This window comes from Tractidigestivibacter sp. (genome assembly GCF_057241865.1).
Genome location: NZ_DBHHPX010000004.1, coordinates 16,580 through 39,409 on the forward strand (window position 1 = coordinate 16,580; position 22,830 = coordinate 39,409).

Consider the following 22,830-nt stretch of genomic DNA (forward strand, 5'->3'; position numbering starts at 1 on the left):
CCCGTAGACAGACGATAGATGGTTTCCTTTGGGTGTCACTAGAGGACGTTCACAAGCCCAAGGGCGAGAAGCACGATGGTGTAGATGATCATTGCCTTCGTAATCTTCAGGCCGTTCTTCTTGAAGTACAGGTAGAGGAAAACAACGGCGAGAAGCGGCAGGAATCCAGGCAGGATTCCGTTGAGGATCGTTTGGATGGCGAACGTCTTCCCAGAGAGCTCGAAGGATATCGGGGTGCTGACCTTTACGTAGCTTGCGGCAAGGATTCCCATCATGAACAGGCCAAGGACGCCCAAGCCATCAATGACGGCCTTGATCTTGGAACCCTTCATGACCTCAAGGGCAGCACGACGGCCCATCTTGTAGCCGAGCCTCACAAACGCAAAGCCGTAGATGAACGTTGCAGCCGTAAAGCAAATCCACGGGAGCAGGGCACCCCAAGCACTGCCTTGCTGAGCAAGCGGCAGGAACATTGCAATGAAGATGTACTGGACCGTGCCGGAGTCGATGGAGTCCCCAATGCCGGCGAGCGGGCCCATGAGGCCAACCTTTGTAGCATTGATAATCTGTGGGCCAATGGCATCCTCGACCCTACCCTCGTGAAGTGCCTTCGCGCGCTCTTCCTCGAGTGAGGCAACGATTCCGGTGATAAGGCCTTGTCCCCAGATTGCCTGCGTGTTGAAGAACACCATGTGGCGTTGGTATGCCTCGCCGAGCATGACCTTGTTCTTATAGAGCTTCTGGAGGATCGGCATGAGGCCAAAGAGGAATGCCGGCGCAATCATACGGTCGAACGAGTGTGGAACCTCGTTTGCCCACCATCCGCGGAACCAAGCGTGAAGCAAATCGTGCTTTGTGATCTCCTCCGGTGCGTTCTCGTCGCCAAGCATAAGGGTCGGATCGCCCTCGATGATGCCGTCAGCGTTGAGATAGTCATGATAGTCGTTAGAGAACGTCTTTTCGGAAGCGCCTGTGGCTGCGGTTGCAACCTCCTGGCCATTCTTCTCTTCACTCATAGCAGTGCTTTCCCTTCTCGTCTGTCTTAGCTGGGAGAGTCGTCGCTTCGCAGCTAATCCTCATCGTCCTCGTCGTCCTTGTCCTCTTCCTTCCTCGCAGTGAAGAGGGTGTAGAGGAAAGCGATGATGATGCCGAAAGCAGCCCAGGTAACAGTCGTAATACCGGACATGGTGACATCAAGAGAGGCAGCGGAGCTCACGTTGTTGATTGCCGTGACAAACTGGCTGGCAGTGACAACCAGGAAGTAGCCCAGGAAGAAGAAGGGCAGGAGCTTCTGGTTGCCAATGACGTGCATGGTCACTGCGATACCGAGGGCAGCAAGTCCCCCACCAACCGTATTGAGCGCGTGCAGCACTGGACCGTTGCTAATCGAGTTCATGAAGTCGGAAATAACAGGAGCGCCAAGGTACAGGGCGATGAACATGGTCGGCACGAACAGGGCGAAAGAAATCATTGTGGGGACTGCGCCAATCCAGAACCCAAGCCTTCGGCTGTCACCCTCTGCCGCATAGACATCCATCTTCTGGATCGCAAAGGTGTTCAGGAAGAAACGGAGCTGGTAGAGATAGCTACCAAGAAGTCCAACAGGAACCGCGATGGCGACGGCTGCGTTTGGGTCGAGATTTCCAATGACTGCCGCAGAGACGGCGACTGCAGCTGAAATCGAGGGCTCGGAGGGAAGCGGGCCACCAGGCGCGACAACACCCATGTAGATGAGCTGGATGGCAGCGGTAGTGACCATAGCCGTCTCCATATTGCCCAAGACGAGACCGACCCACATTCCTGTCATGAGGGGAGAGAACCTCATCGTCAGAGTCGCGTAGCCCAGGGCTCGAGACTCGATTGCGGCAACAAATACCGCAATAAGCAGTGCTTGTGTAATGCTCATACTCTCACCTTTCATTCGCCATGTCTGCCCACGCGGCAGACACACAGACACGAACCGGCATCGAAACGACAAGGGCGCGCGATGGTCTAGACGAGCTTCTCCCACGTGTGGTGGAAGGACTCATCGTGCGGGCGGTCGTCGCGACGGAACGTGTGCGCGCCGAACCAGTCACGCTGCGCCTGGCACATGTTGGCCTCAAGCCTCTCCGAGGTGTAGCCGTCGAAGTACTGCAGCGAAGCCGCCATCGTCGGGACGTAGAGGCCGCACTCGATTGCCCTAGCCACAACGCGGCGGTAAGCGGGGATGGCGGCCCTGATCTCATCGCGGAACTCGTCCGTGAGGATGAGGTTCACGACCTTCTTCCCCTCGCTGTACGCGGCCTTGATGCGGTCGAGGAAGCCGGCGCGGATGATGCAGCCCTCGCGCCAAAGAAGGGCGATGTCGCCGAGCTTGAGGTCCCAGCCGTGCTCGTCGGAGGCCGCGGAGAGCAGCTGGAAGCCCTGGGCGTACGCGATGACCTTGTTCGCGTACACCGCCTGCTCGAGGTCGGCAAGGAGGGCCCCCCTGTCCCCGACGTGAGCCGCCGGCCTCTCGGGGAAGACCTTGGCCGCGTCGACGCGCTGGCTCTTGATTGCGGAGAGGTTGCGGGCGAAGACCGCCTCTGCCATGGTCGGGATGGCCATACGCATCTCGAGGCCGTCGATGGCCGTCCACATGCCGGTACCCTTCTGGGCCGCCTCGTCCAGAATGTGGTCGATGAGGTCATCCCCGGTCTCCGGGTCCTTCTCGCGCAGAATCTTGTAGGTGATTTCGACGAGGAACGAGTTGAGACGACCCCTGTTCCACTCCTCGAAGACGTCTGCCATCTCGGCGTTGCTCATCCCGAGGAGCCGCTTCATAATCCAGTAGGCCTCGTCGATGTTCTGGATGTCACCATACTCGATGCCGTTGTGCACCATCTTCACGTACTGGCCAGACCCCTCTGGCCCGATGTAGTCGCAGCACGGAGTGCCGTCATCGGTGTGGGCGGAGATATCGGTGAGGAGCTTCGCCAGATACGTGTCGTACAGCCTCTTGTCACCGCTGGGCATGATGGAAGGGCCAACGAGGGCGCCCTTCTCGCCACCGGACACGCCCATCCCAAAGAAGTTGATGCCCTTCTCGGCATAGTGGTCCATACGACGCTTGGTGTCCTTGTAGTACGAGTTGCCGGCATCGATGACAATGTCGCCTGGCTCGAGGTGCGGGAGAAGCTCGTCGGTGACCGCATCCACGACAGGCCCGGCCTTGACCATGAGGATTATCTTTCGAGGGGTTTCGAGGGAGCCGCAGAACGACCCGAGGTCATACGAGTCGCTTACGAGCCCTTCCCTGCCCCCGTGTCCATGGACGCGACCCTCCATGAACTTTTTGGTCACGTCGCCATGCCTATTGAAGACAGAAACGGAATACCCTTTGCTGGCGATGTTCAAGGCAAGGCTCTGCCCCATGACGCCCATGCCAAAGACCCCAACATAGCTACTCATCGTGCTCCTCTCGTCGGCAAAACTTGGCTACGCACCGACATGCACTATGACGCTTGCTCAACTAATTTTTTTCGTTTTTTCCATAAACGGCGAAATATTTTTTGTGAACGTCAGGTCAAGGCCCTTCCCTGCCCTCGTCTGCCCACCCATGAGCGGGAGGCGACATTGATGCATGGGAAGATTGCGGCATTCGCCAGCCCTGGCCGTAGTAGGAACGTTTACCTGCTAACGTTTCCTTATGGTATCGCCTGACAAGATGCGTCTTTTGGCAGGCGGTTGCTTCGAAGTTTCAGCGAGATCCACTCTGGAAGTGCGCTGTCATTGGGAATGTAGGAGTTTGCCATGCCTATCCACAACAGCTCGGTTTTGCTAAAAATCAAGGCTGCCATGCCATCCTTCTCCTCCAAGGAGAAGGAGATCGCAGAGTACGTTATCAACAACCCTGACCAAGCCTCGCTCATGACCATCTCGGAGATGGCATCGACCCTTGGCCTTGCGGATTCAACCATATTCAAATTCACGAAGAAACTCGGTTACCAGGGTTTTCGTGACTTCAGAAACGATCTTCTCACCGATGCGTACAATCCGGAGATCTCTGTCCATGAGAACGTGTCAAGCAGTGACTCTGCGATAGAAATTGCAAACAAGGTTTTCCGCTCTTCCATAATGTCTCTTGAGGACACGGCGAAGCTTTTTGACGCAGATGACCTTGAGATGGCAGTAGAGCTGCTGCTCAAAGCAAGGCGCATCTCCTTTTATGGGAGTGGAGAGTCTAACGCCGTAGCATATGACGCCTACCAAAAGTTCCTTCGCTCCCCCATCGAGGTTCAATTTGCCTCCGACTATCACGTCCAACTTATGCAGGCATCCCTTCTTGAAGAAGATGACTGCATTTTCGCAATCACGCACACGGGTCTCTCAGAGAGCATGATTGAGATTTCCAGAATTGCAAAAGATGCCGGTGCCCAGATCATTGCGGTGACAAGTTACCCCTCAAAGTATCTAGAGCGCTATTCGGATGTCATCCTGCTCTCCGCGTCTGAAGAAACCGGGTATCGCTCCGAATCGCTTTCGAGCAGGATATCCCAGCTTGTCCTCATCGATTCTCTCTATACGACCGTCATGTTTCGCAAGCCGGGGGTTCCCGAGTCCCTGCATGCCATCAGATCTGCCATCAGCCTCACCAAGCTGGACAATCCTGAGAACTATATGTCGCAGCTGTAAGTTGTACGCCTTCGCAAAGCCGTGCGAGTGCAGCCCCTTGGCAGAAATGTGGCCCTGGCTGTCTCTCCCCAAGGCAGCCAGGGCCGTTTGCCATTCGCTCCACGAGTCCCGCCAGCTCATAGGTGCGAAAATAGGTAAATGGCACCACCCTCCTAGGCCATCTCGCGAACGGCATCGTGAAGCCGCTTGCTGTCTGCCGGGTCGGTGCTTGTGAAGTGTCGAGAGTTCGCGATGTACTCCTCGATCTTGTCCATGTTCCCTTCGGTCGGCTCGATACCAAGGTCGGAAAGAGTGAGCGGCATGTCCATGCTGCGCATTAAATCGCGCAGCTCGGCCTCCTCGTCTTCCTGGCCGTTGAAGTAGAGCTGGCAGAAGAGCCCAACGCCGACTATCTCCCCATGGATTGCGCTGGCTGCCTCCTTGGTGAAGATGGTACGCACGCCGTCGTAAATAACGTGCGCGAGTTCTGACTGCTTGAAACTCTTGGTGGTATTTGCGATGACGCCTGTCACCGGGACGTTCATGAACGCCACATCATAGAGCGTTTTTGTGGCCTTATGCTGTCTGTTATCCTCGATTGCCTTGAGAGCATTCTGCTCAAGCACGGAATATGCATAGCACGCAATGCTGTAGGCTGAGAAGATATCGATGGGGGTCTCCTCCTCCTTCAGGGCAGGCTTCCCATTAAGCATCTCGATGCGCTTTGCCATCGCGTCCACGATACCTGCAGCGTTATAGCGGATGGGACAACCTGCAATCACATCCATGTCCATGAGGCAGGCGTCGACCTCGTGGTCGAACCTCCAGCTGAGCTTCTTGCCGCCTTCTGGGGTATACATGACGCTCATGCAGGTAAATGGTGCACACGTGGAGGCCGAGGTGGGCACGTTAACGGTTCCTAGATTAGCAACCTCGCCGACCGCCTTGGCGAGGTCCATAATCTTTCCCCCACCGATACCCACAATTTCCTGGGCACCATAGGAGCGCGCCTTGTCGGCAAGGATCTTTGATTCCTCGAAGGAGCACCAGCCGCCGAATATCTCCAGTTGAAAATCGATGCCAGAGGCATTCATGCTGTTCGTAAACTTATCCTTGACCGCATCCCATGCGCGCGGGCCTGTAATGACAAGGACCCTGCGTCCAAAGCGGCGAATCTCCTCACCCATATGGTCAAGTAGGCCGCCCTCCTGCCGATACCTTCCCGCACCAAACTTTATTGCGCTGTCGAGTTTAGTCGTGCTGCTCGCCATGAGCTTTGCTCCTCTCGTTTGCCGGTTGAGCGGCAACTGCGCCGTTCACACCTCGAACCCGGTGCTTACAGACCCCTGACCTCACGAACCACCTGCGCTGCCTCGGCCGACTTACGCTCCACCTCGCTGAAGTCGCCATTCTTGAAGAGCGCTGGCCTCACCATCCACGTGCCGCCGGCCGCAATGATTGCCTTATCTGCCAGGTAATCTCGGAGATTCTCAGCGTTAACGCCACCGGTTGGCATAAAGCGATGACCAACAAACACCGAGGCCAGGGCATCGATAGCCTTAAGTCCACCGTAAATGCCAGCGGGAAAGAACTTAGTCACCTCAATGCCCCTGTTAACCAATGCAGTAAGTTCCGCGGGGGTGACGCCAGCGGGAATCACGTCGACTTGGTTCGCCAGGCACCAGTCGACAACCTGAAGGTCGAAACCAGGGCTCACTATGAACTTCGCTCCGGCGTCCACCGCCCTCTTCGCCTGGCCGAGGTTCAGAACGGTCCCCGCACCAACGAGGACGCCCTGGCAGTCGTTGGCAATAGCATGAATGCAGTCAGCCGCTGCAGGAGTTCTAAACGTAACTTCGGCTGCAGACAGTCCTCCCTGCTTAAGCGCATTGCCCATTGGGATGGCATCCTCGACCTTCTCAAGGACAACAACCGGCATTACGCCGATCCTCTCGACGCCTTCGTAAAAACCGTCTTGTCTCATATACTTGGCCATGTGCGTCTCCTTGGTTCTGCGCCAACCGGTACATCGCCCATTATAGAAAGTTTTTTTGATTTTAATTAGCTTATAAGAAAATTTTCTTTGTTTCTGGCGTTCTACCCCGTTTAGGAGCTTACGGCTACCGCTCGGCACTATGGGGCGCCCTGCGGGAACCCCTCTTGATGTGCCTTGCTGGCCAATCGCATGCATGGAAGCATCAATCTGCCCTTCGTTGCACAGCTTTGGCCATCCCGTGTATCGAACTGCCACCCGTTGCACGTAATTTCCGGCGAAGCGATAGCATCGGAATGCAGACGCCACAACATGTAGTACACGCGTGTGCGCCTATACCTGTACGCAGTCCCGCTACTCGACCCATCCCCAGAATCACGCGTGACGAGGCGGGTTTTGGCGCAGACGCGGAGCTTGACACCCACTCACAGGCGTGCCGTCAGACACGGCGCCCCTCCCAGCGGATCCTGGGTCCTGTCCCCAAACGTCCTCTCCTCGAAATTGCGTAGAAACACGCTCTGCCAACATTGGGAAACAAAGCCACGGTACAGTGGTGTGCATACAAGGGTGCCAGCGGATGCGCTTCACCGCGCGGTGCCTCCGGAACCAGGGACAGGAGAAGAGGCAGTATGGCCACAGACAAGGTCTCAGAGGAATACGGGAGCCTGCTGTTCACCGACAAGGACATGCAGGAGCGCCTTCCCAAACCCACCTACAAGAAGCTCATGCAGGTAATCAAGGACGGCGAGCCCCTCGACATCGACATCGCCAACGAGGTCGCCCACGCCATGAAGGACTGGGCGCTCGAGAAGGGCGCCACGCACTACACGCACTGGTTCCAGCCGCTCACGGGCATCACCTCGGAGAAGCACGACAGCTTCATCACCCCCACGGACGACGGCTCCATCCTCATGACCTTCTCCGGCAAGGAGCTGGTCCAAGGCGAGCCCGACGCCTCGAGCTTCCCCTCCGGCGGTCTGCGCGCCACCTTCGAGGCCCGTGGGTACACCGTGTGGGACCCCACCAGCTCCGCCTTCATCAAGGACGAGGTCCTGTGCATCCCCACGGCCTTCATCTCCTACACCGGCGAGGCGCTTGACAAGAAGACGCCGCTCCTGCGCTCCGAGGTCGCCCTCGAGAAGCAGGCCAAGCGCCTTCTCGCCCTCTTTGGCCAGGAGCCCCACCGCGTCTACACCACCATCGGCCCCGAGCAGGAGTACTTCCTCATCAAGGAGGAGGACTACCAGGCGCGCCCCGACCTCGTCCTCACCGGTCGCACGCTGTTTGGCTGCGAGCCCGCAAAGGGCCAGGAGCTTGAGGAGCACTACTTCGGCGCCATCCGTCCGACAGTCAACGAGTTCATGAAGGAGCTTGACGACGAGCTCTGGAAGCTGGGAATCCCGGCCAAGACCAAGCACAACGAGGTCGCACCGTCCCAGCACGAGCTTGCACCCATCTTCGAGAAGGGGTCGCTCGCCATCGACGACAACCTCCTCACCATGGAGAAGATGAAGCTCATCGCCTCCCACCACGGCTTGGTCTGCCTGCAGCACGAGAAGCCCTTCGACTACGTGAACGGCTCCGGCAAGCACAACAACTGGTCTCTGTGCGCCGATGACAAGAACCTGCTCGAGCCCGGTGACGACCCCCAGGACAACCTGCAGTTCCTGGTGTTTCTCGCCTGCCTGGTTGCCGCCGTCGACGACCACGCCGACCTCCTGCGCATGTCCGTGGCGTCCGCCGGCAACGACCACCGCCTCGGCGCCAACGAGGCACCCCCCGCGATCATCTCCGTCTTCCTGGGCGACGCCCTCACCCCGATCGTGGACGCCCTCATCAAGAAGGAGCAGCCGGAGGCCCACGACCGCGAGACCATCGACCTGGGCATCCCGCAGCTGCCCGAGGTCCTGCGCGACAACACCGACCGCAACCGCACCTCGCCCTTCGCCTTCACCGGCAACAAGTTCGAGTTCCGCATGTGCGGCAGCCAGCAGAACCTCGCCGACCCCAACGTCGTCCTCAACACCGCCGTGGCCGAGCAGTGCGAGCGCTTCGTTGACTACGTTGCCGACCGCGCCGACGAGGGCTTCACCACCGTCGCCATGCGCTTCGTGCGTCACACCTTCCGCGACCACCAGCGCATCCTCTTCGACGGCAACGGCTACTCCAATGAGTGGGAGGCCGAGGCGGCCCGCCGCGGCCTGCCCAACCTCAAGACCACGCCGGATGCCCTGCCTGCGCTCACCAAGCCCGAGAACATTAGGTTCTACGAGAAGTACGGCGTCCTCAGCGAGACCGAGGCCCACGCCCGCTACGTCGCGAAGGCTGAGCAGTACGCAAAGCTCTTGAACATCGAGGCCAACACCATGGTCTACATGACGCGCCACATGTACCTGCCCGCCCTCTTCGACTACTCCGGAGACATCGCCACAAGCGTCGCGACCAAGGCCGAACTTGGCATTGACGCCAAGGCCGAGAAGAAGATGGTGACCACGCTCACCGACGGCATCAACGCCATCTCCGACGCCGTGGACGACCTTGAGGCCAAGGACGCCCAGGCTAGGGCGCTGGAGGACCCGCGGGCTTCCAACGACTGCTACCGCGACGTCGTCATTCCCGCAATGGCTGCGCTGCGCACCGCCGTCGATGAGATGGAGAAGGTCTGCGGCCACGACTACTGGCCGGTCCCCAGCTACAACAAGATGCTGTTCTACGTGTAGTTGACGCACATATCAGCGCTTGGTTGCTCTTGGTTGCTGGAACGCCCTGGTGCCCCGAGGGGATTTCCTCAGGGCACCCTTTTCGTGGGCGGAAGGCGCTCGGCGAGCGAGGCAGGCTAAACGTTCGGGATTTCCGAGCTCCCATAATCTAGCCGTGGGATTTCTACGGTTAGGAGGGTTTAACCGGCAAGAAAATCCTTACCTGTCCGAAAGATACGGCACCGAGCCGGAGGCGTACGCACGAGGGCGCTTCTCTGCCAATCTCGTCCGTCTGAGGGGTCGCTTGTCAGAAAACTACGATCGTGAGTACGCACGATGAAACTTTTCTGCCAATGCGCCAGCGTTTTTCCAGTTGGGCGAGAAGGCCATGGCAGAGGTTGCCACTTATGCGTACGCACGAGGGTACTTCCCCGCCAAACCATGCCCTCCAGGATGCCCATCTGGCAAATGGTTCCCCTCGTGCGTACGCACGATGGCACTTCTCTGCCAACCTTACCCTTCTGGAAGCCCTACCAGGCAGAAAGCTGCGGTCCAGCGTACGCACGATGGAACCTCTCTGCCAGCGCTTCGGCGTTCCCCAAGAAAGCCCCACCCGAGGTGGCAAACCCCGGTTGTGTGTACGCACAACCGGGGTTTGCTGCCAGACGGCAAGGGGGCTTCTCGCCAGGCCCTTCTGCTACGGTACTTGCTCTGCTACGCGGTCTTGTTGTCCTTGGGCATGCGCACGCCATCCACGATGCGAACGATGCCCGCATAAACCAGAGCCACGCCGCAGAGGACCATCGTCATCCCCGCCATGGCAAACGGCGATAGCATGACCATGATGCCAAGGACCACCGCGAGCACGGCACCTGCCATGGCGGCACTGGAGCCGCTCACGCCCAGCACTCGCAGGGCGTTGGCACCAAGTAGCGAGTTGATGCCCGCGACCATCACGAAGACGCCGAGCAGGATGAAGATCCACGCCACAAAGAATCCGGGCCAGTTAACGATGAGAAAGCCAAAGAGCAGCTCAAGGATGCCGAAGTAAAGGTCGGTCGAGGAGAGGATCGCATTGCGCTGAGTGAAGGCGCCGATAAGAGACGCAACGCCCATGATGACAAGGACCCAGCCGATTGTAAGCGTGATGGTCAGCGTAGCCTGACCAGGGTTAGAGAACATGATGAAGCCTAGAATGACCATCACCACACCGCTGAGGATGGTTCCCAGCTTCGACCTTGTAAATTTAATCTCCATGTTCATCCTCCAGCTACGGCGTCTGTATTCCTACACCTATTGATACCCAGACCCAAATCCACCAAAACAGCAGGGGTCCGCGCATTCCTGCACGGGCCACCCGCACGGCGTTCATCGCATGGCGCCCAGCGCTACAGTGCGTGGACGTCACCCTTCGTGAAGCTCACGAAGGCATCATCCCCCACCTCGTAGACCTTGTGGGTCTTGGGGTTGAAGTCCTGGATCTTGACGAGGGTGTTGCCGACCATGACCTGGTAGTTCTGGTAGCTGCCCATAAAGCGGGAGAGCGTGACCTTGCAGCGGAGCACGCCCCCGTCGGCAAGCGTCGCCGCCTCCGGGCGCAGAACCAGCGCGATGCTGTCGCCCACGTTGTGGGAGGCAACGCCATCGACCTCAACGCTGTGCCCCTCGATGGTTGCGACACCGGAGTCACCGTCCTTCTCGGCCAGCTTGCCGCGCAGGAAGTTGGACTCGCCGATGAAGTCGGCCACGAACTCGTCAACGGGACGATAGTAGACGGCGTGCGGGTCTCCCACCTGGTCGATCACACCGCGCTTCATGACGATGATCCTGTCCGCGATAGCCATGGCCTCGGACTGGTCGTGCGTGACGTAGACGGCGGTGATGCCCGCCTCCTGCTGGATACGACGCACCTCGGTGCGCATCTCCACGCGAAGCTTGGCATCCAGGTTGGAGAGCGGCTCGTCGAAGAGCAGGACCGAGGGCTCGATGACCAGGGCGCGTGCCAGGGCAACGCGCTGCTGCTGACCGCCGGAGAGCTGGTTGGTCATGCGGTCCTCCATGCCCTCAAGGCCAACCATGCCCAGGATGCGCGTGACCTTCTCGCGTGTCTCCTCGGCAGGGAGCTTGCGGATCTTTAGTCCATATGCCACGTTGTCGAAGATGTTGTAGTGTGGGAGCAGGGCGTAGCTCTGAAAGACCATGGCCGTGTCGCGCTTGTTGGGCGTGAGGTCGTTGATGGGCTCTCCACCCAGGTAGATCTGGCCCTCGTCCGGGCTTTCGAACCCGGCAATCATGCGCAGGATGGTCGTCTTGCCGCAGCCCGATGGGCCCAGCAGCGTCACGAACTCGCCCGGCACTATCTCGAGGTTTGCATCATGGACGGCGTAGAAGTCCTTCTTCGTCTTTGGGTCCTGGTAGATCTTGGAGATGTGCTCAAGGCGCACACCCTTCTTCTCCTTGGCCATGGGCTATTCTCCCTCGCTCTTGGCATTGATCTTTGCGCTGGTGCCAAAGTGCTTGATGAACACGTTCATGAGCATAACGGCGGTGTAGGTGACGATGATAAGGATCGTGGCAAAGGCGCAGGCTATGCCATAGGCGCCCTTCTCGGCGTACTCGTTGATCTGCACGGTGATCATGAGCGTCTGTGGCGTGACCAGAAGAATGACCGCCGAGATTGCCGTGATGGAGCGCACGAACGCAGTCACGAGTCCGGAGAGGAACGAATCCTTGATGAGCGGCAGCGTGACGGTCATGAAGACCTGGAAGCTGTTGGCACCCATGTCGTAGGCAGACTCCTCGATGGACTTGTCAATCTGTCGAAGCGCCGAGATGCCCGAGCGCGTGCCCGTAGGCAGCGACCTCACGATGAACACGATGACGAGAATGGCTGCCGTTCCATAGAGTCCCTGCATAAAGCCAGTGTGGAAGACGCCGCTCGAGAAGCCGCGAATAAAGCCGACGCCAAGGACGGTCCCGGGGACCGCCATGGCAAGCATGGAGACAAACTCGATGAACCCACGCCCGGGGAAGCGACGCTTTACGACGAGATAGGCGATCACCATCGAGAGGAGCGCCGTGAGCGGTGCCGCTACGAGCGACAGGCCAAACGAGTCGGCGAATGCCTCAAGGCCGTGATGGAGCGTGAACACCTGGATGAACCACTTTGGCGTGAGCGAGTAGTCGTAACCCCACGTCTTGAACAGGGCGCCAAACGGCACGCAGATGTAGAGGGCCACGACAAAGATGGCAACTGCACCGCAGAGGACGGCGAGCGGAATGCGCACGGAGTTGTCGGTGATGAGCATGCGGCCGCGTGCCGCCTTGCCGGTGAGGGTCGCCGTGCTCTTGCGCTCGAGCACGTACTTCTGGACGATGAACATCACGAGCGTGATGCCGAGGAGCACGCAGGACATGGCAGAGGCGCCCTGCTTGTCGTAGGCACCCGTAATCTGCAGGTAGATGGACGTGGCAAGCGTATCGTACGAACCGCCGATAATCATGGGGTTCGCAAAGTCGGCGATGGATTCCATGAAGGAGACGAGAAACGCGTTGCCCATGCCAGGCAGAATGAGCGGCAGTGTGACGCTGGTGAAGACCTTCCAGCGAGAGGCACCCATGTCGCGCGCGGCCTCCTCAAGGGATGGGTCGATGTTTCTCAGGAGCCCACGGAACATCATGTAGCACACCGGGAAGAACGTGAGCGTCTGGACAAGGGCGATGCCCCAGAACCCGTAGACGTTGTTGTCGTAGATGCCCAGCAACGTGCGGGTGACAAGCCCCGCCTTGCCAAAGAGGAGAATGACCGAGAGCGACAGCACGAACGGAGGAGAGACGACCGGCAGCATGGAGACGAGCTTGTAGAGCCCGCTCATGAAGCGGGACTTGAGGTTCACGTAGACCTCGACGTAGGCAAAGAGCAGCCCGATAAGGGTGGCCACAACACCAACGAAAAGCCCCAGCACAAGCGTGTTCGTGATGGCCGTCTCGAAGGCCGGCATCGCAAGGACGCGCTGGAACACGGAAAGCGTGGGGCCAGACTCCCCCACCACTGCATCAACGAGAAGGATTGCCAGCGGATACAGGATGAACAGCGTCAGAAACACAATCAGGACGATGATCGTGGTGACGAGTATGGGATCGGCAAGCAGCTTCCTCTGGTCCAGCCGAGTACTTTGACCTCGTGCCATGGCATCTCTCCTCTCGTTTGACACACTTCGCCCCGAGGCGCAGCGCGCTCGGGGCGGAGGGCAAGTGCTACTCGGTCTGGAAGCGGTCGTCACCACCGCCGAGGGCATTCATGATGTCCGCGACGTACTGCTCGGTATTCTCCTTGGCATCATCGAAGTCGTAATCCATGACGTTGTTGGGATCGAGGCCATACTCCTCGGCCACGGCAGGCTGCTTGGCGTCATCGATAACGAGGAACTGATAGGCCCCGACCTCCTGCGCGCGCTCGACGCACTGCGGCGAGAGGGCATACTCGATCCAGAGCTTGGCGGCGTTCTCGTGTTTGCAGCCCTTGAAGATGGCAGTTGCGCCAACCTCGTAAGAGGCGCCAGAGGACGGAATCACGAGGCCAATGTTGTTGTAGCCGTTGTCGACAATCTGGTAGATGGCATCATGCAGGAAGCCAATGCCGATGGTGCACTCGCCGGTACCTACGTTCTTGGACGGGCCGGAGCCGCTCTTGGTATAGACCTGCACATTCTTGTCGAGGTTGACAAGATACTTGATGCCCTCGTCGTGCCCGTACTTCTGGATGACCGTGTTCAAGATGAGCTTTGCCGTACCGGCGGTGTTGTAGTTGGACATCCAGATGAGGTCCTTGTACTTCTCGTCGAGAAGGTCCGGCCAATCCTGTGGAGCGTCGAGGCCCTTGCGCTCAAGCTCGTCCTTGTTGTAGAAGAAGCCAAGAATGCCCTTGTAGATGCCGTACCAGTTGCCATCGGCATCATGGAACTTGCCAGAGATGAGATGGGAGGAGTTCTTGGCCTCGTAGGGTTCGAGGATGCCCTTGGTCACGGCGACGTTATACGGGTCGGTGGTTCCGCCGAACCACACGTCGGCAGACGGGTTGCCGTTCTCCTCCTCGACCTTGGACTCGACCTCACCCGTGGAGAGGCGCTGATAGGAAGTCTCGATGCCGAAGAGCTCCTGGAAGTGCTGGGCGCAGGCGGCCACGTGCTGCTCCTCGCAGGAGCCGTAGACCACAAGCTCGCCGTCCTTCTTGGCAGCCTCGATCACGTCCTCGCTTGCGATGCGGGACAAGTCGTCGGAGCCGCCGCTTGAGCTGGTATCGGTACCGCTCGAGCTTTGGTTGGATGAGCTCCCGCCGCATGCCGTAAGGCCGAGGCCGGCCGCGGCGATAGCAGACGTGCCGAGAAACTCCCTACGAGATACGTTCCTCATATGACACCCCATTCCAACGAGCCCTCCCAAGGCCCGTTACATCGCGCCGTGGGCAGGCCACGGCTCTCTCCGTACTGGGCAACGTTGTCCAGCCACTGCCATAGCTTTACACTTTCTTGATTGATTATCTAAAGTAATCGACGAACGGATGCGGGGAGCGCTCCCAAGTGGCATGGCGTACGATGCCACGCAGTGCCGGGTTATCAAGGCTTGCGCCCGAGGAGGAGCGCGAAGACGCAGCAGACGGCAGTCGTAAGCCCAATGACGCACATAGCAAAGGCGAGGTCAACCACCTGCGCACGCAGCGAGACGCCAATGGCAAAGGCGTCGACTACGGTGGCGATGGCCTGCACGAAGAGGACCCAAAGGGTAAGCTCGCCCTTTGCGGGCGCAGGCTCGCAGCCACGGCAGGCACGAATGGAGGCCACGCCCTCACACACCGTGTTGCCGCCAATGATGCCGAGAATCACCATGTCACGGTGTTCGCATAGCCCTCGATGGAATCGGCGGCGACAACGCCCAAGAAGTAGCCCGCCGCGGGCATGAGAGCCTGGAACAGCCCAAAGAACGCCGGCATGAGCGCAAGCTTAGACATGCGCTCGTCTCTGTAGGCAAAAGTGTTAGAGATTGTGACCGAGAATGCGTCTGCAGAAAGGGCAAGACTGAGCAGGACGATCTCAAGCAAGCTCACTATAGCTCCTTGTTGGCAGGCAACAAACGAGCCCTCAATGCTACCTAAGCAATCCCAACGCAGGGCACCGCTCGCCGCACTCCCAAAAATACACAAGTTAGATTATCCTAAAGGCTTGATTTGCATCTGTCGCTGGACCAATGCCTTGGCCCGAGCACCATATATCAAGGAGTTCGAACATGCCCGCCCTGATAACGCACCACATCTTTGGCGAGGACGCCGCGCGACGCCTCCCCGAGGGTCTCATTGACGGCGAGGAGGAACTTCTCGCCTTCCTTCTGGGAAACGAAGGTCCCGACCCCTTCTTCGTGCGCTTCTCCACCATCCCAGCCCGTGTCGAGGCGTGTCACCACCTTGCGCACGACATGCACAACGGCCACATCGCAGAGGCATTTGCCGACATTCGGTCCTCAGTGGGGCGCCTCCCCGTTGAGGACGAGGGCATTGGCAGGGCGCTTGCGCTGGGGCTTCTTGGCCACTACGTGTTGGACCGCACGGCACACCCGCTTATCTACGCGCAGCAGTATGCCCTGCTCGAGCAGCCCAGCCTCTCTGATGCGTCTCAGGAGATGCACGCAATCATCGAGAGCGACATCGACTCCTGGATTCTCTGGGAGAAGCGCCACGTCACCGTCTTGGAGCACGCCCCCGCCTCGGACCTCATGCGCACCGCACGCATCGAGCGCGTGGGCGGAACGATCTTCTCGCAGGTGGCGTTTGCCGTGTTTGGGCTCAACGTTGGCCCCGAGGAATACGGTGCCTCCGTGGCCAACTACCAGTGGGTCTATCGCAGGATCGAGCCGGCAGGCTCTTCCAAGACGAGGCTCATCGGCACCGTTGAGCGCCTGGCGCGCCCCCACTCCATGGCCGAGGCCTTCGCCCACCGCGTGACCGAGTCCGACGAGTGCGCCTCCGCCAACCTCGAGCGGCGCGAGTGGGTCAACCCCTTCACAAGCGAGAAGAGCCACAGGGGCTTTGCCGACCTCTTCGAGGAGGCGCTCTCGACGTATCCGCAGATGGCAGAGGCGTTTGTGCGTGGGGATATGAAGCGCTTCGACCAGCTTGTGGGCGGCATCAACTACGACGGGCGACCCTTCTGATATGTAGCTCTTTCTGCCTACAATGCAGCTGTCTATCCGCGCCAGCCGGGGAGCTCCATGCGCGTCATCAAGAGCATCAACAACAACGCTGCCATCTGCGAGGATGGCAAGGGACGCGAGCTCATCGCTCTCGGCACCGGCATCGGCTTTGGAGCCGTCCCGCGCGAAGTCTCGCTCTCCGACATCACGCGCACGTTCTATGGCGTCGATCCCAAGTACCTGGGGCTTGTAAGCGAGCTTCCCGAAGACGTGCTCGAGTTCGCAGCCCAGCTCGCAGACCTTGCCCGAACGAGCCTCTCCTACGAACTCTCGCCGAACCTCCCGGTCACGCTTGCAGACCACATCTCCTTTGCAATCAAGCGCGCTCGTGAGCATATGATCGTCGAGATGCCGCTCGCCTTCGACGTGCAGCAGAGCTACCCTGCCGAATACCGTCTCGGCGAGATGGCAGTTCACGGCATCGAGCGCACATTTGATGTGCGCCCTCCCCGTACGGAAGCGGTCGGCATCGCCCTCTCGATCGTGAACAGCGCCATCTCTGCAAGCGCACGCGACACAAGGCGCCAGAAGACTGCGGAGTGCCTGATCGAAGGCAGCACGAAGATCGTTGAGCAGAGGCTCCACGTCTCAGTCGAGCGCGATTCCTTCGACTACGCCCGCTTCGCGACCCACATGCGCTACCTCATCGGCAGGCTCCTCTCAGGCGAGCGGGTCTCTTCCGGCGCGGCAATCCTTCTGCCCGAGCTCGAGGAACGCTATCCAGAGATAGCAGCCACAGGAAATGCCGTGGCGAATTTCCTGGAGAAGAGCCTGGACAAGAGACTCGACGAGGAGGAGCGGGTCTACCTGATCCTCCATGTGAATCGCGTCTTCGAGCGGGAGACAGCAGAGAAAGCCTAGCCAAACTGCCGTTTGCGGCAGAAATCATACCGTTCACGCTCTGCGGTCCAGCATCTTCAGCCTCTCTGTCCTATTCTCAGCCCTGCATTGGGTGCTACGCACTGGACTTGGCTCCACGAGGCATTACCAAGGCTGGGACGCACAGGCTTTCTGTGTGCCCTGCTGCTCTGGTATGGCTCGAGGGGCTTTTTTCATGCCTAGAACTCCCCGAGCCAGCTGCCCGGAGGAAGGCGCCTTCTCCTGAGACACCAGAGCAGAGACCTGCATCCAGCTCACTGAGGGGGAAGACATGGCTGACAACGAACAGATCGCCAAAGAGGTCCTCGACGCAATCGGCGGCAAGGACAACGTCACGAGCATCGCGCACTGCATGACAAGACTGAGGATCAACCTGAAGGACGAGTCGGTTCCCGACGACGAGAAGGTCAAGGCAATCAAGGGGGTGCTTGGCTGCCAGTGGTCGGGCGGCCAGTATCAAGTCATCATCGGGCAGAACGTGCCGAAGGTCTATGATGCGCTCGTGAAGCTCGGCGTCTCTGCAGGAGGGTCCATCGACGAGGACCTCGATGCCGATGCACCGAAGGAGCCTTGGAATGCCAAGCGTGTTGGCAAAGCAATCCTCAACTATCTCAGCAAATCGATGGTGCAGCTGATTCCTCTGATGATGGTAGCCGCTCTTTTCCGTACCATTGCTGCCGTTTTCGGTCCGTCAATGCTGAATCTCTGGGCCGCAAACTCTGACATCTATAACCTTTTCTACAACTGGCTGTATGATGCTGGCTTCTACTTCATGCCCGTTGTTCTTGGCTGGTCCGCAGCAAAGACATTGGGCGCCAGCCCGGTTCTAGGCATGATGTTGGGAGGAGTCCTCATCGCTCCCGAGATGATGACCACAGTGAGCTCCGGTGCTGCTACGACAACGGTTTATGGCCTGCCTGCCATAGTAAATAACTACAGCTCAACTGTTCTGCCAATCATTCTGTGCGTTCCCGTGATGTGGCAGGTCGAGAAGTTCTTCAAGCGTGTCATCCCCGACATGCTTTCTACGATGTTCGTTCCGTTCCTTACGATGTTTGTCATGGTTCCGGTGTCTCTGTGCATCCTCGCACCCATCGGCTCTGTTCTCGGCACACTGCTCGGCAACTCCCTGTTTGGTCTGGGCAGCCTGGGCGGCCTTCCGACCATCATCGCTCTGGTAGTTGTTGCAGCTCTCTGGGAGTTTCTCGTTATGACTGGCATGCACCAGGTCCTTATTGCTCTTGCGCTGGCAAACATGGCAACCGGAACGCCCGATGCTTGCATCATGATTGCAGGTTCCATGGCATCCTTCGCTTGCTATGGCATGGCACTTGGTGTCTTCCTGCGCCTGAAGGATCCTGACGAGAAGGCAGAGAATCTTGGCTTCTTCGTCTCTGCGGTGGTCGGCGGCGTCACTGAACCTGTTCTTTATGGCTGCGGCATGAAATACATGCGCCCCTTCATCGGCCTCATCGCAGGAGGTGCGGCAGGAGGCCTCGTAGCAGCACTGTTCGGTCTCAAGGTATATGTCGTCAGCAACGCCAGCATTATTTCGCTCCTGGGCTTTGTTGCCGGTGGCACCTGGAATGTCATAGGCGCCGTCATCTCGATGCTCGTTGCGGTTGTCGTAACCGCTGCAGTCACGTATTTCTTCGGCTTCACCAAAGAGCAGCTTGAAGCCGACAAGCAGGCTGCTGATGCAGCTGCTGCCAAGAAGGCAGCACTCAAGGCATAAGATGGAATCAGCGAGACAGCGAAGAAGGGATGATGGAGCATGAAGCGCCTGCTTCTGAGAGCTGACGATCTGGGATACAGCTACGCCGTGAACCTTGGCCTCGTACGTGCCGTGAAGGAAGGCCTCATCTGTTCGGTAGGACTCATGCCGAACATGCCAGAAGCTGCACGCGGGCTCTCCTGGCTCGGAGGCGAGGACATCGCAATCGGCCAGCACACGAACGTCTGCCTCGGCACGCCCCGTGCCGACCCTGCGACAATTCCGAGCCTCGTGGACGAGAACGGCCAGTTCAAGAGCAGCAGGACCTTCCGCCAGAGCTTCAAGGAGGGCATCGACTTTGTCGACTACGACGATGCCGTGCGCGAGATCGAGGCGCAGCACGACCGCTTCGTCGAGATTGTCGGGCGCGAGCCCGACTACTTCGAGGCGCACGCGGTCATGTCGAAGACGCTAAGCCGGGCCATCTCGGATGTCGCAGCAAGGCACCACTTGAGGGAGCAGAAGACATCCTTCGACCCTGAGAACCATGTGCTCTGCGGCGCGACCGAGGTCCGCATGCTCTGCGAGGACATGCTCCCGTTCGAGGAATACCATCCCACTGACTTCATCCGCCACACTGTGGAGGGCATGAAGGACGGCGAGACAGACGTCATGGTATTCCATCCGGGATACCTCGATGCCTATATCCTCGGCCACTCCTCCCTCACCGTGAACCGCACAAAGGAGGTCGATGCTCTCATCGACCCCGATCTCAGGGCCTGGCTCGAAGCGCAGCAAGATCTTGAGCTCATCGACTATCGGGATATCGCATAGAGACTGATACCAACACAGTGAGAAGGGAAGGCGGTCCTGTCATTGGACAGGACCGCCTTCCTCATGCCACTCCAGCACATCAATCAGATTCCTGCTTCCGCCCTGGCGCAAGCGTATAGCGTGCATAGCGTCTGTCGCTATGCTTCATCAGCACTTCAGCATCTGTCAGCTGCTGAAGTATCTCTCGGGCTCGTCGGGCACTAAGACCAAGAGCTCTAGCAACCATAGAAGCGCTGATTTCTTTATCTCATCGAATAGTGCAAGCATCACGTTCATTCTATCGGCGGCTATCGGCGGTCTATCGGCGGCTATCGGCGGCTATCGGCGGTCTATCAGTGATAATGACATCATCGCCGCGCAAAATGGCCTCGAATTCATCTGCGGTAGGACGATAGAAGTTCACCCTAATCGTATTGTCCATATCGATGAATTCTGGCTCTCTGAGACCGTATGCAACCGTATCGCTGATGACGCGTGGAAGACCGCTACCCCAGCCTTCAATGAGCTTCATATACCGGAATGCCTGTGCCAATGCCTTGTTCCGGCACTCGGAGCGTCCGCCTAGGGCCTGCTTGAGTGTAAGGCCTCTTGGCAGGCTGCCGGGAGATGAGATCTCGAGCCTGTCATCATAGAGCGCTACCTGCACATTGCCAGAACTGAGATAGTTCCTATGCAGCACAGCATTCGTGATGACCTCACGGATAGGCCAGAGCGGCAGTTCATACACATCTCTTCTGACAGGCTCGCTGAGGTCTGCCCCAAGATTGAGCTTTGCCTTTACCCAGTTGAAGGCCTGCTCTATCTGTCCGGCAAGGCCGCCTTCGAACTCCTGCCTATTCAGAATGGCAGGCCTGCTCGTCGGGGATGCCCTGCACCTCATGGGTCTTGTCGTCGACGCTGAGGCACAACAATCCCAATTGCTATGTCTGGAGCCAAATCAGCTTGTCGGGAGGCGTCTGCCCCCCTTCCGCATCGTAGCTACCAGAGGCTCCACCCATACCCGTGGGCCTCGTCCATTCGGATGACTCCTCGAGCCATGTCCCTGTGGGCTCATCGAGCTCGGGCGAGCCCTTCTCGACGCCATCCTCCATCCAGAGGAGCTTGTCGGGCTCGTCCGGCGTCTTCTGCGCGGGCCAGAGAAGGCCATCCCGGCCAGCCGCGACTTCGGCATGCCGGGCTCCTCCCCTCTTGAGCCAGAGATACCTTTCTCGCATCTCGGTCATCCTGAGTGGTGCGGACGAGGCGTGCGACATTGCCTTTCCTCCAATCGGGAACGAGACATGGCAGAGGCGGGCGCGCAAAAGGTGCCCGCAAGCGCTCGGCCGGCCCTTTTTCGGAGCCGGCCGAGAGACACGCCCTAGAGCCCTAGCTCGGCAGCAAGCTCGCTGGCGCAGGCAAGGCCGTCAGAGATGGCCGTGACCACAAGCGACGATCCGGAGCGTGCGTCACCAGCAGCAAAGACCGGCACCTTGCCATCGCTCACGGTGCGATGAGAGCCCGCGGAGACGAGCTTGGGCCTCACGCCACCGCGCAGCTCCTCGGTCGCGACGCCAAGCGCGTCGTAGACCGAGGCCTCGGGACCCGTGAAGCCCATGGCGAGAAGGACCAGCTGTGCGGGAACCTCGCGCTCCGTGCCCTCGATGGGCTCGGGCTTGCCATGCGACCAGTCGAGAGAGACCACGCGAAGGCCTCGAATGCCGCCCCTATCGTCCTCAAGCACCTCGAGGGTGTTGGTGGCCCAGGAACGCGGGTCTTCTCCCTGCACGAGCTTGGCCTCGACCTGGCCGTAGTCGGTCTTCTTGGTGTTGGGCCACTCGGGCCACTGGTTGGAAGCCACACGCACCTCGGGAGGGGCCGGCAGGAACTCCAGCTGGCGGACGCTCTTGGCGTGCTGGCGCAACGCCGTGGCCACGCAGTCGGTGCCGGTGTCGCCGCCACCGATGACCACCACGTCTTTGCCGGCAGCGCTCACCGCAGGCGTGTCTGCATGGCCGTCGAGCAGGGCCTTGGTCTGCGCCATGAGATAGTCCACGGCAAAGACCACGCTGGGGTTCTCGGCACCGGGCACGCGCAGGCCGCGTGCCTGGGCGGCACCGGCAGCGACCACCACGGCATCGAAGCCCGCAAGCTCAGCCGCGACCTCGGGCGACGTGGCGTCCACGCCGCAGCGAATCTCGATGCCGCTCTTCTCCATGAGGTCAAGCCTGCGCCCGACAACCTCCTTGGGGAGCTTCATGTTGGGGATGCCATACATGAGCAGGCCGCCTGCACGGTCGTGACGCTCGAGGAGCGTCACGCGGGCACCGCGACGCGCCAGCTCCCACGCGGCCGCAAGGCCAGCGGGCCCAGACCCAACCACGGCAACGCGGGGCGCACCCTCGACAGCAGGCGCAAGCGGCGCAGGGCCGCCGGCGGCCCACTCGTGATCAGAGATGGCGCGCTCGTCGTCCTTGATGGTGGTGGGGTCGTCCTCAAGACCCAGGTTGCACGCCGCCTCGCACGGAGCCGGGCACACGCGACTTGTGAACTCGGGAAGCGGGTTCGTGAGCGCAAGGCGCTCAGCGGCGTCGGTCCACAGGCCTCGCCACATGAGGTCATTCCACTCTGGAATCAGGTTGTGCAGCGGGCAACCCGAGCTTCTCGCCTTGCCAAACGGGAAGCCCGTCTGGCAGAACGCTACGCCGCAGTACATGCAGCGGCTTGCCTGCGAGCGCTGGTCCTTCTCGTCCAGCGGCACCGCAAACTCGTCGAAGTCCCTTATCGTCTCAGCCGCGGTCCTCTCGCCGTGGGTGACCCTCCCGAGGCCGATGTACGCTCCGACCTTGCCCATGGCA

18 protein-coding genes and 1 pseudogene are annotated in these 22,830 nt (G+C 59.4%); 6 read left to right on the forward strand and 13 right to left on the reverse strand.

Features of this window, described 5'->3' with window-relative positions; translation table 11 throughout:
* Positions 1–38 precede the first annotated feature (38 nt).
* The 3 genes from ACO59D_RS02135 to gndA form a co-directional block, all read right to left on the reverse strand.
* On the reverse strand, positions 39–1,016 hold the full coding sequence (locus tag ACO59D_RS02135; protein ID WP_485125576.1) for a PTS system mannose/fructose/sorbose family transporter subunit IID: 978 nt from the start codon (positions 1,014–1,016) through the stop codon (positions 39–41).
* 53 nt (positions 1,017–1,069) lie between these two features.
* Positions 1,070–1,906 carry a PTS mannose/fructose/sorbose/N-acetylgalactosamine transporter subunit IIC gene (locus ACO59D_RS02140; protein WP_130812545.1) on the reverse strand — a complete coding sequence of 279 codons (837 nt, stop codon included), beginning with the start codon at positions 1,904–1,906 and terminating at the stop codon, positions 1,070–1,072.
* Between the two features lie 86 nt (positions 1,907–1,992).
* Complete coding sequence (gene gndA, locus ACO59D_RS02145; RefSeq protein ID WP_485125577.1) at positions 1,993–3,432, reverse strand: NADP-dependent phosphogluconate dehydrogenase; 1,440 nt, start codon at positions 3,430–3,432, stop codon at positions 1,993–1,995.
* Between the two features lie 342 nt (positions 3,433–3,774).
* On the opposite strand from gndA, the gene ACO59D_RS02150 reads away from it, so the two are divergent.
* Positions 3,775–4,656 (forward strand): MurR/RpiR family transcriptional regulator, encoded by an 882-nt coding sequence (locus ACO59D_RS02150; protein ID WP_485125578.1) that lies wholly within the window; start codon positions 3,775–3,777, stop codon positions 4,654–4,656.
* Positions 4,657–4,808: 152 nt separating this feature from the next.
* Here the strand turns inward: ACO59D_RS02150 and ACO59D_RS02155 are convergent, their stop codons facing one another.
* Positions 4,809–5,906, reverse strand: coding sequence for an iron-containing alcohol dehydrogenase family protein (locus ACO59D_RS02155; RefSeq protein WP_485125579.1), 1,098 nt, complete (start codon positions 5,904–5,906; stop codon positions 4,809–4,811).
* A 65-nt stretch (positions 5,907–5,971) separates the two neighbouring features.
* On the reverse strand, positions 5,972–6,631 hold the full coding sequence (locus tag ACO59D_RS02160) for a bifunctional 4-hydroxy-2-oxoglutarate aldolase/2-dehydro-3-deoxy-phosphogluconate aldolase (protein ID WP_485125580.1): 660 nt from the start codon (positions 6,629–6,631) through the stop codon (positions 5,972–5,974).
* A 626-nt stretch (positions 6,632–7,257) separates the two neighbouring features.
* On the opposite strand from ACO59D_RS02160, the gene ACO59D_RS02165 reads away from it, so the two are divergent.
* Positions 7,258–9,348, forward strand: coding sequence for a glutamine synthetase III family protein (locus ACO59D_RS02165; protein ID WP_485125581.1), 2,091 nt, complete (start codon positions 7,258–7,260; stop codon positions 9,346–9,348).
* A 693-nt stretch (positions 9,349–10,041) separates the two neighbouring features.
* Here ACO59D_RS02165 and ACO59D_RS02170 read toward each other — a convergent pair.
* The 5 genes and pseudogenes from ACO59D_RS02170 to ACO59D_RS02190 all read right to left on the reverse strand — a co-directional run bounded on the left by ACO59D_RS02170 (position 10,042) and on the right by ACO59D_RS02190 (position 15,334).
* Positions 10,042–10,584: an HdeD family acid-resistance protein gene (locus tag ACO59D_RS02170; protein ID WP_485125582.1), complete on the reverse strand. Its 543-nt coding sequence runs from the start codon at positions 10,582–10,584 to the stop codon at positions 10,042–10,044.
* Between the two features lie 131 nt (positions 10,585–10,715).
* Positions 10,716–11,792, reverse strand: a complete 1,077-nt coding sequence (locus ACO59D_RS02175; RefSeq protein WP_485125583.1) for an ABC transporter ATP-binding protein — start codon at positions 11,790–11,792, stop codon at positions 10,716–10,718.
* 3 nt (positions 11,793–11,795) lie between these two features.
* Positions 11,796–13,517 (reverse strand): ABC transporter permease, encoded by a 1,722-nt coding sequence (locus tag ACO59D_RS02180; RefSeq protein WP_485125584.1) that lies wholly within the window; start codon positions 13,515–13,517, stop codon positions 11,796–11,798.
* A 67-nt stretch (positions 13,518–13,584) separates the two neighbouring features.
* Positions 13,585–14,739, reverse strand: a complete 1,155-nt coding sequence (locus tag ACO59D_RS02185) for an extracellular solute-binding protein (RefSeq protein ID WP_485125585.1) — start codon at positions 14,737–14,739, stop codon at positions 13,585–13,587.
* Positions 14,740–14,942: 203 nt separating this feature from the next.
* Positions 14,943–15,334 (reverse strand): annotated as a pseudogene (locus tag ACO59D_RS02190) (manganese efflux pump MntP).
* 275 nt (positions 15,335–15,609) lie between these two features.
* Between ACO59D_RS02190 and ACO59D_RS02195 the strand changes: the two are divergent.
* From ACO59D_RS02195 to ACO59D_RS02210, 4 genes are all read left to right on the forward strand, one after another.
* Positions 15,610–16,530, forward strand: a complete 921-nt coding sequence (locus ACO59D_RS02195) for a zinc dependent phospholipase C family protein (RefSeq protein ID WP_485125586.1) — start codon at positions 15,610–15,612, stop codon at positions 16,528–16,530.
* A 57-nt stretch (positions 16,531–16,587) separates the two neighbouring features.
* A complete protein-coding gene (locus tag ACO59D_RS02200) occupies positions 16,588–17,430 on the forward strand; it encodes a PRD domain-containing protein (protein WP_485125587.1) in 843 nt (280 codons plus the stop codon).
* Between the two features lie 289 nt (positions 17,431–17,719).
* Positions 17,720–19,183 carry a PTS transporter subunit EIIC gene (locus ACO59D_RS02205; protein ID WP_485125588.1) on the forward strand — a complete coding sequence of 488 codons (1,464 nt, stop codon included), beginning with the start codon at positions 17,720–17,722 and terminating at the stop codon, positions 19,181–19,183.
* Between the two features lie 39 nt (positions 19,184–19,222).
* A complete protein-coding gene (locus tag ACO59D_RS02210) occupies positions 19,223–19,996 on the forward strand; it encodes a ChbG/HpnK family deacetylase (RefSeq protein WP_485125589.1) in 774 nt (257 codons plus the stop codon).
* A 298-nt stretch (positions 19,997–20,294) separates the two neighbouring features.
* Here the strand turns inward: ACO59D_RS02210 and ACO59D_RS02215 are convergent, their stop codons facing one another.
* From ACO59D_RS02215 to ACO59D_RS02225, 3 genes are all read right to left on the reverse strand, one after another.
* Positions 20,295–20,876: an ATP-binding protein gene (locus tag ACO59D_RS02215; protein WP_485125590.1), complete on the reverse strand. Its 582-nt coding sequence runs from the start codon at positions 20,874–20,876 to the stop codon at positions 20,295–20,297.
* A 40-nt stretch (positions 20,877–20,916) separates the two neighbouring features.
* Positions 20,917–21,249, reverse strand: coding sequence for a hypothetical protein (locus ACO59D_RS02220; protein WP_485125591.1), 333 nt, complete (start codon positions 21,247–21,249; stop codon positions 20,917–20,919).
* 104 nt (positions 21,250–21,353) lie between these two features.
* Entirely contained in the window at positions 21,354–22,826 is a 1,473-nt protein-coding gene (locus ACO59D_RS02225) for a glutamate synthase subunit beta (protein WP_485125592.1), read from the reverse strand.
* Positions 22,827–22,830 lie beyond the last annotated feature (4 nt).

What these genes read in the sequence shown, in the direction of transcription:
- ACO59D_RS02175 (WP_485125583.1), bottom strand. Translation starts at nt 11,792, where the DNA reads ATGGCCAAGGAGAAGAAGGGTGTGCGCCTTGAGCACATCTCCAAGATC.
- ACO59D_RS02170 (WP_485125582.1), bottom strand. Translation starts at nt 10,584, where the DNA reads ATGGAGATTAAATTTACAAGGTCGAAGCTGGGAACCATCCTCAGCGGT.
- ACO59D_RS02220 (WP_485125591.1), bottom strand. Translation starts at nt 21,249, where the DNA reads ATGTCGCACGCCTCGTCCGCACCACTCAGGATGACCGAGATGCGAGAA.
- ACO59D_RS02180 (WP_485125584.1), bottom strand. Translation starts at nt 13,517, where the DNA reads ATGGCACGAGGTCAAAGTACTCGGCTGGACCAGAGGAAGCTGCTTGCC.
- ACO59D_RS02160 (WP_485125580.1), bottom strand. Translation starts at nt 6,631, where the DNA reads ATGGCCAAGTATATGAGACAAGACGGTTTTTACGAAGGCGTCGAGAGG.
- ACO59D_RS02225 (WP_485125592.1), bottom strand. Translation starts at nt 22,826, where the DNA reads ATGGGCAAGGTCGGAGCGTACATCGGCCTCGGGAGGGTCACCCACGGC.
- ACO59D_RS02155 (WP_485125579.1), bottom strand. Translation starts at nt 5,906, where the DNA reads ATGGCGAGCAGCACGACTAAACTCGACAGCGCAATAAAGTTTGGTGCG.
- ACO59D_RS02195 (WP_485125586.1), top strand. Translation starts at nt 15,610, where the DNA reads ATGCCCGCCCTGATAACGCACCACATCTTTGGCGAGGACGCCGCGCGA.
- ACO59D_RS02165 (WP_485125581.1), top strand. Translation starts at nt 7,258, where the DNA reads ATGGCCACAGACAAGGTCTCAGAGGAATACGGGAGCCTGCTGTTCACC.
- ACO59D_RS02140 (WP_130812545.1), bottom strand. Translation starts at nt 1,906, where the DNA reads ATGAGCATTACACAAGCACTGCTTATTGCGGTATTTGTTGCCGCAATC.
- ACO59D_RS02200 (WP_485125587.1), top strand. Translation starts at nt 16,588, where the DNA reads ATGCGCGTCATCAAGAGCATCAACAACAACGCTGCCATCTGCGAGGAT.
- ACO59D_RS02185 (WP_485125585.1), bottom strand. Translation starts at nt 14,739, where the DNA reads ATGAGGAACGTATCTCGTAGGGAGTTTCTCGGCACGTCTGCTATCGCC.
- ACO59D_RS02215 (WP_485125590.1), bottom strand. Translation starts at nt 20,876, where the DNA reads ATGAGGTGCAGGGCATCCCCGACGAGCAGGCCTGCCATTCTGAATAGG.
- ACO59D_RS02205 (WP_485125588.1), top strand. Translation starts at nt 17,720, where the DNA reads ATGGCTGACAACGAACAGATCGCCAAAGAGGTCCTCGACGCAATCGGC.
- ACO59D_RS02135 (WP_485125576.1), bottom strand. Translation starts at nt 1,016, where the DNA reads ATGAGTGAAGAGAAGAATGGCCAGGAGGTTGCAACCGCAGCCACAGGC.
- ACO59D_RS02210 (WP_485125589.1), top strand. Translation starts at nt 19,223, where the DNA reads ATGAAGCGCCTGCTTCTGAGAGCTGACGATCTGGGATACAGCTACGCC.
- gndA (WP_485125577.1), bottom strand. Translation starts at nt 3,432, where the DNA reads ATGAGTAGCTATGTTGGGGTCTTTGGCATGGGCGTCATGGGGCAGAGC.
- ACO59D_RS02150 (WP_485125578.1), top strand. Translation starts at nt 3,775, where the DNA reads ATGCCTATCCACAACAGCTCGGTTTTGCTAAAAATCAAGGCTGCCATG.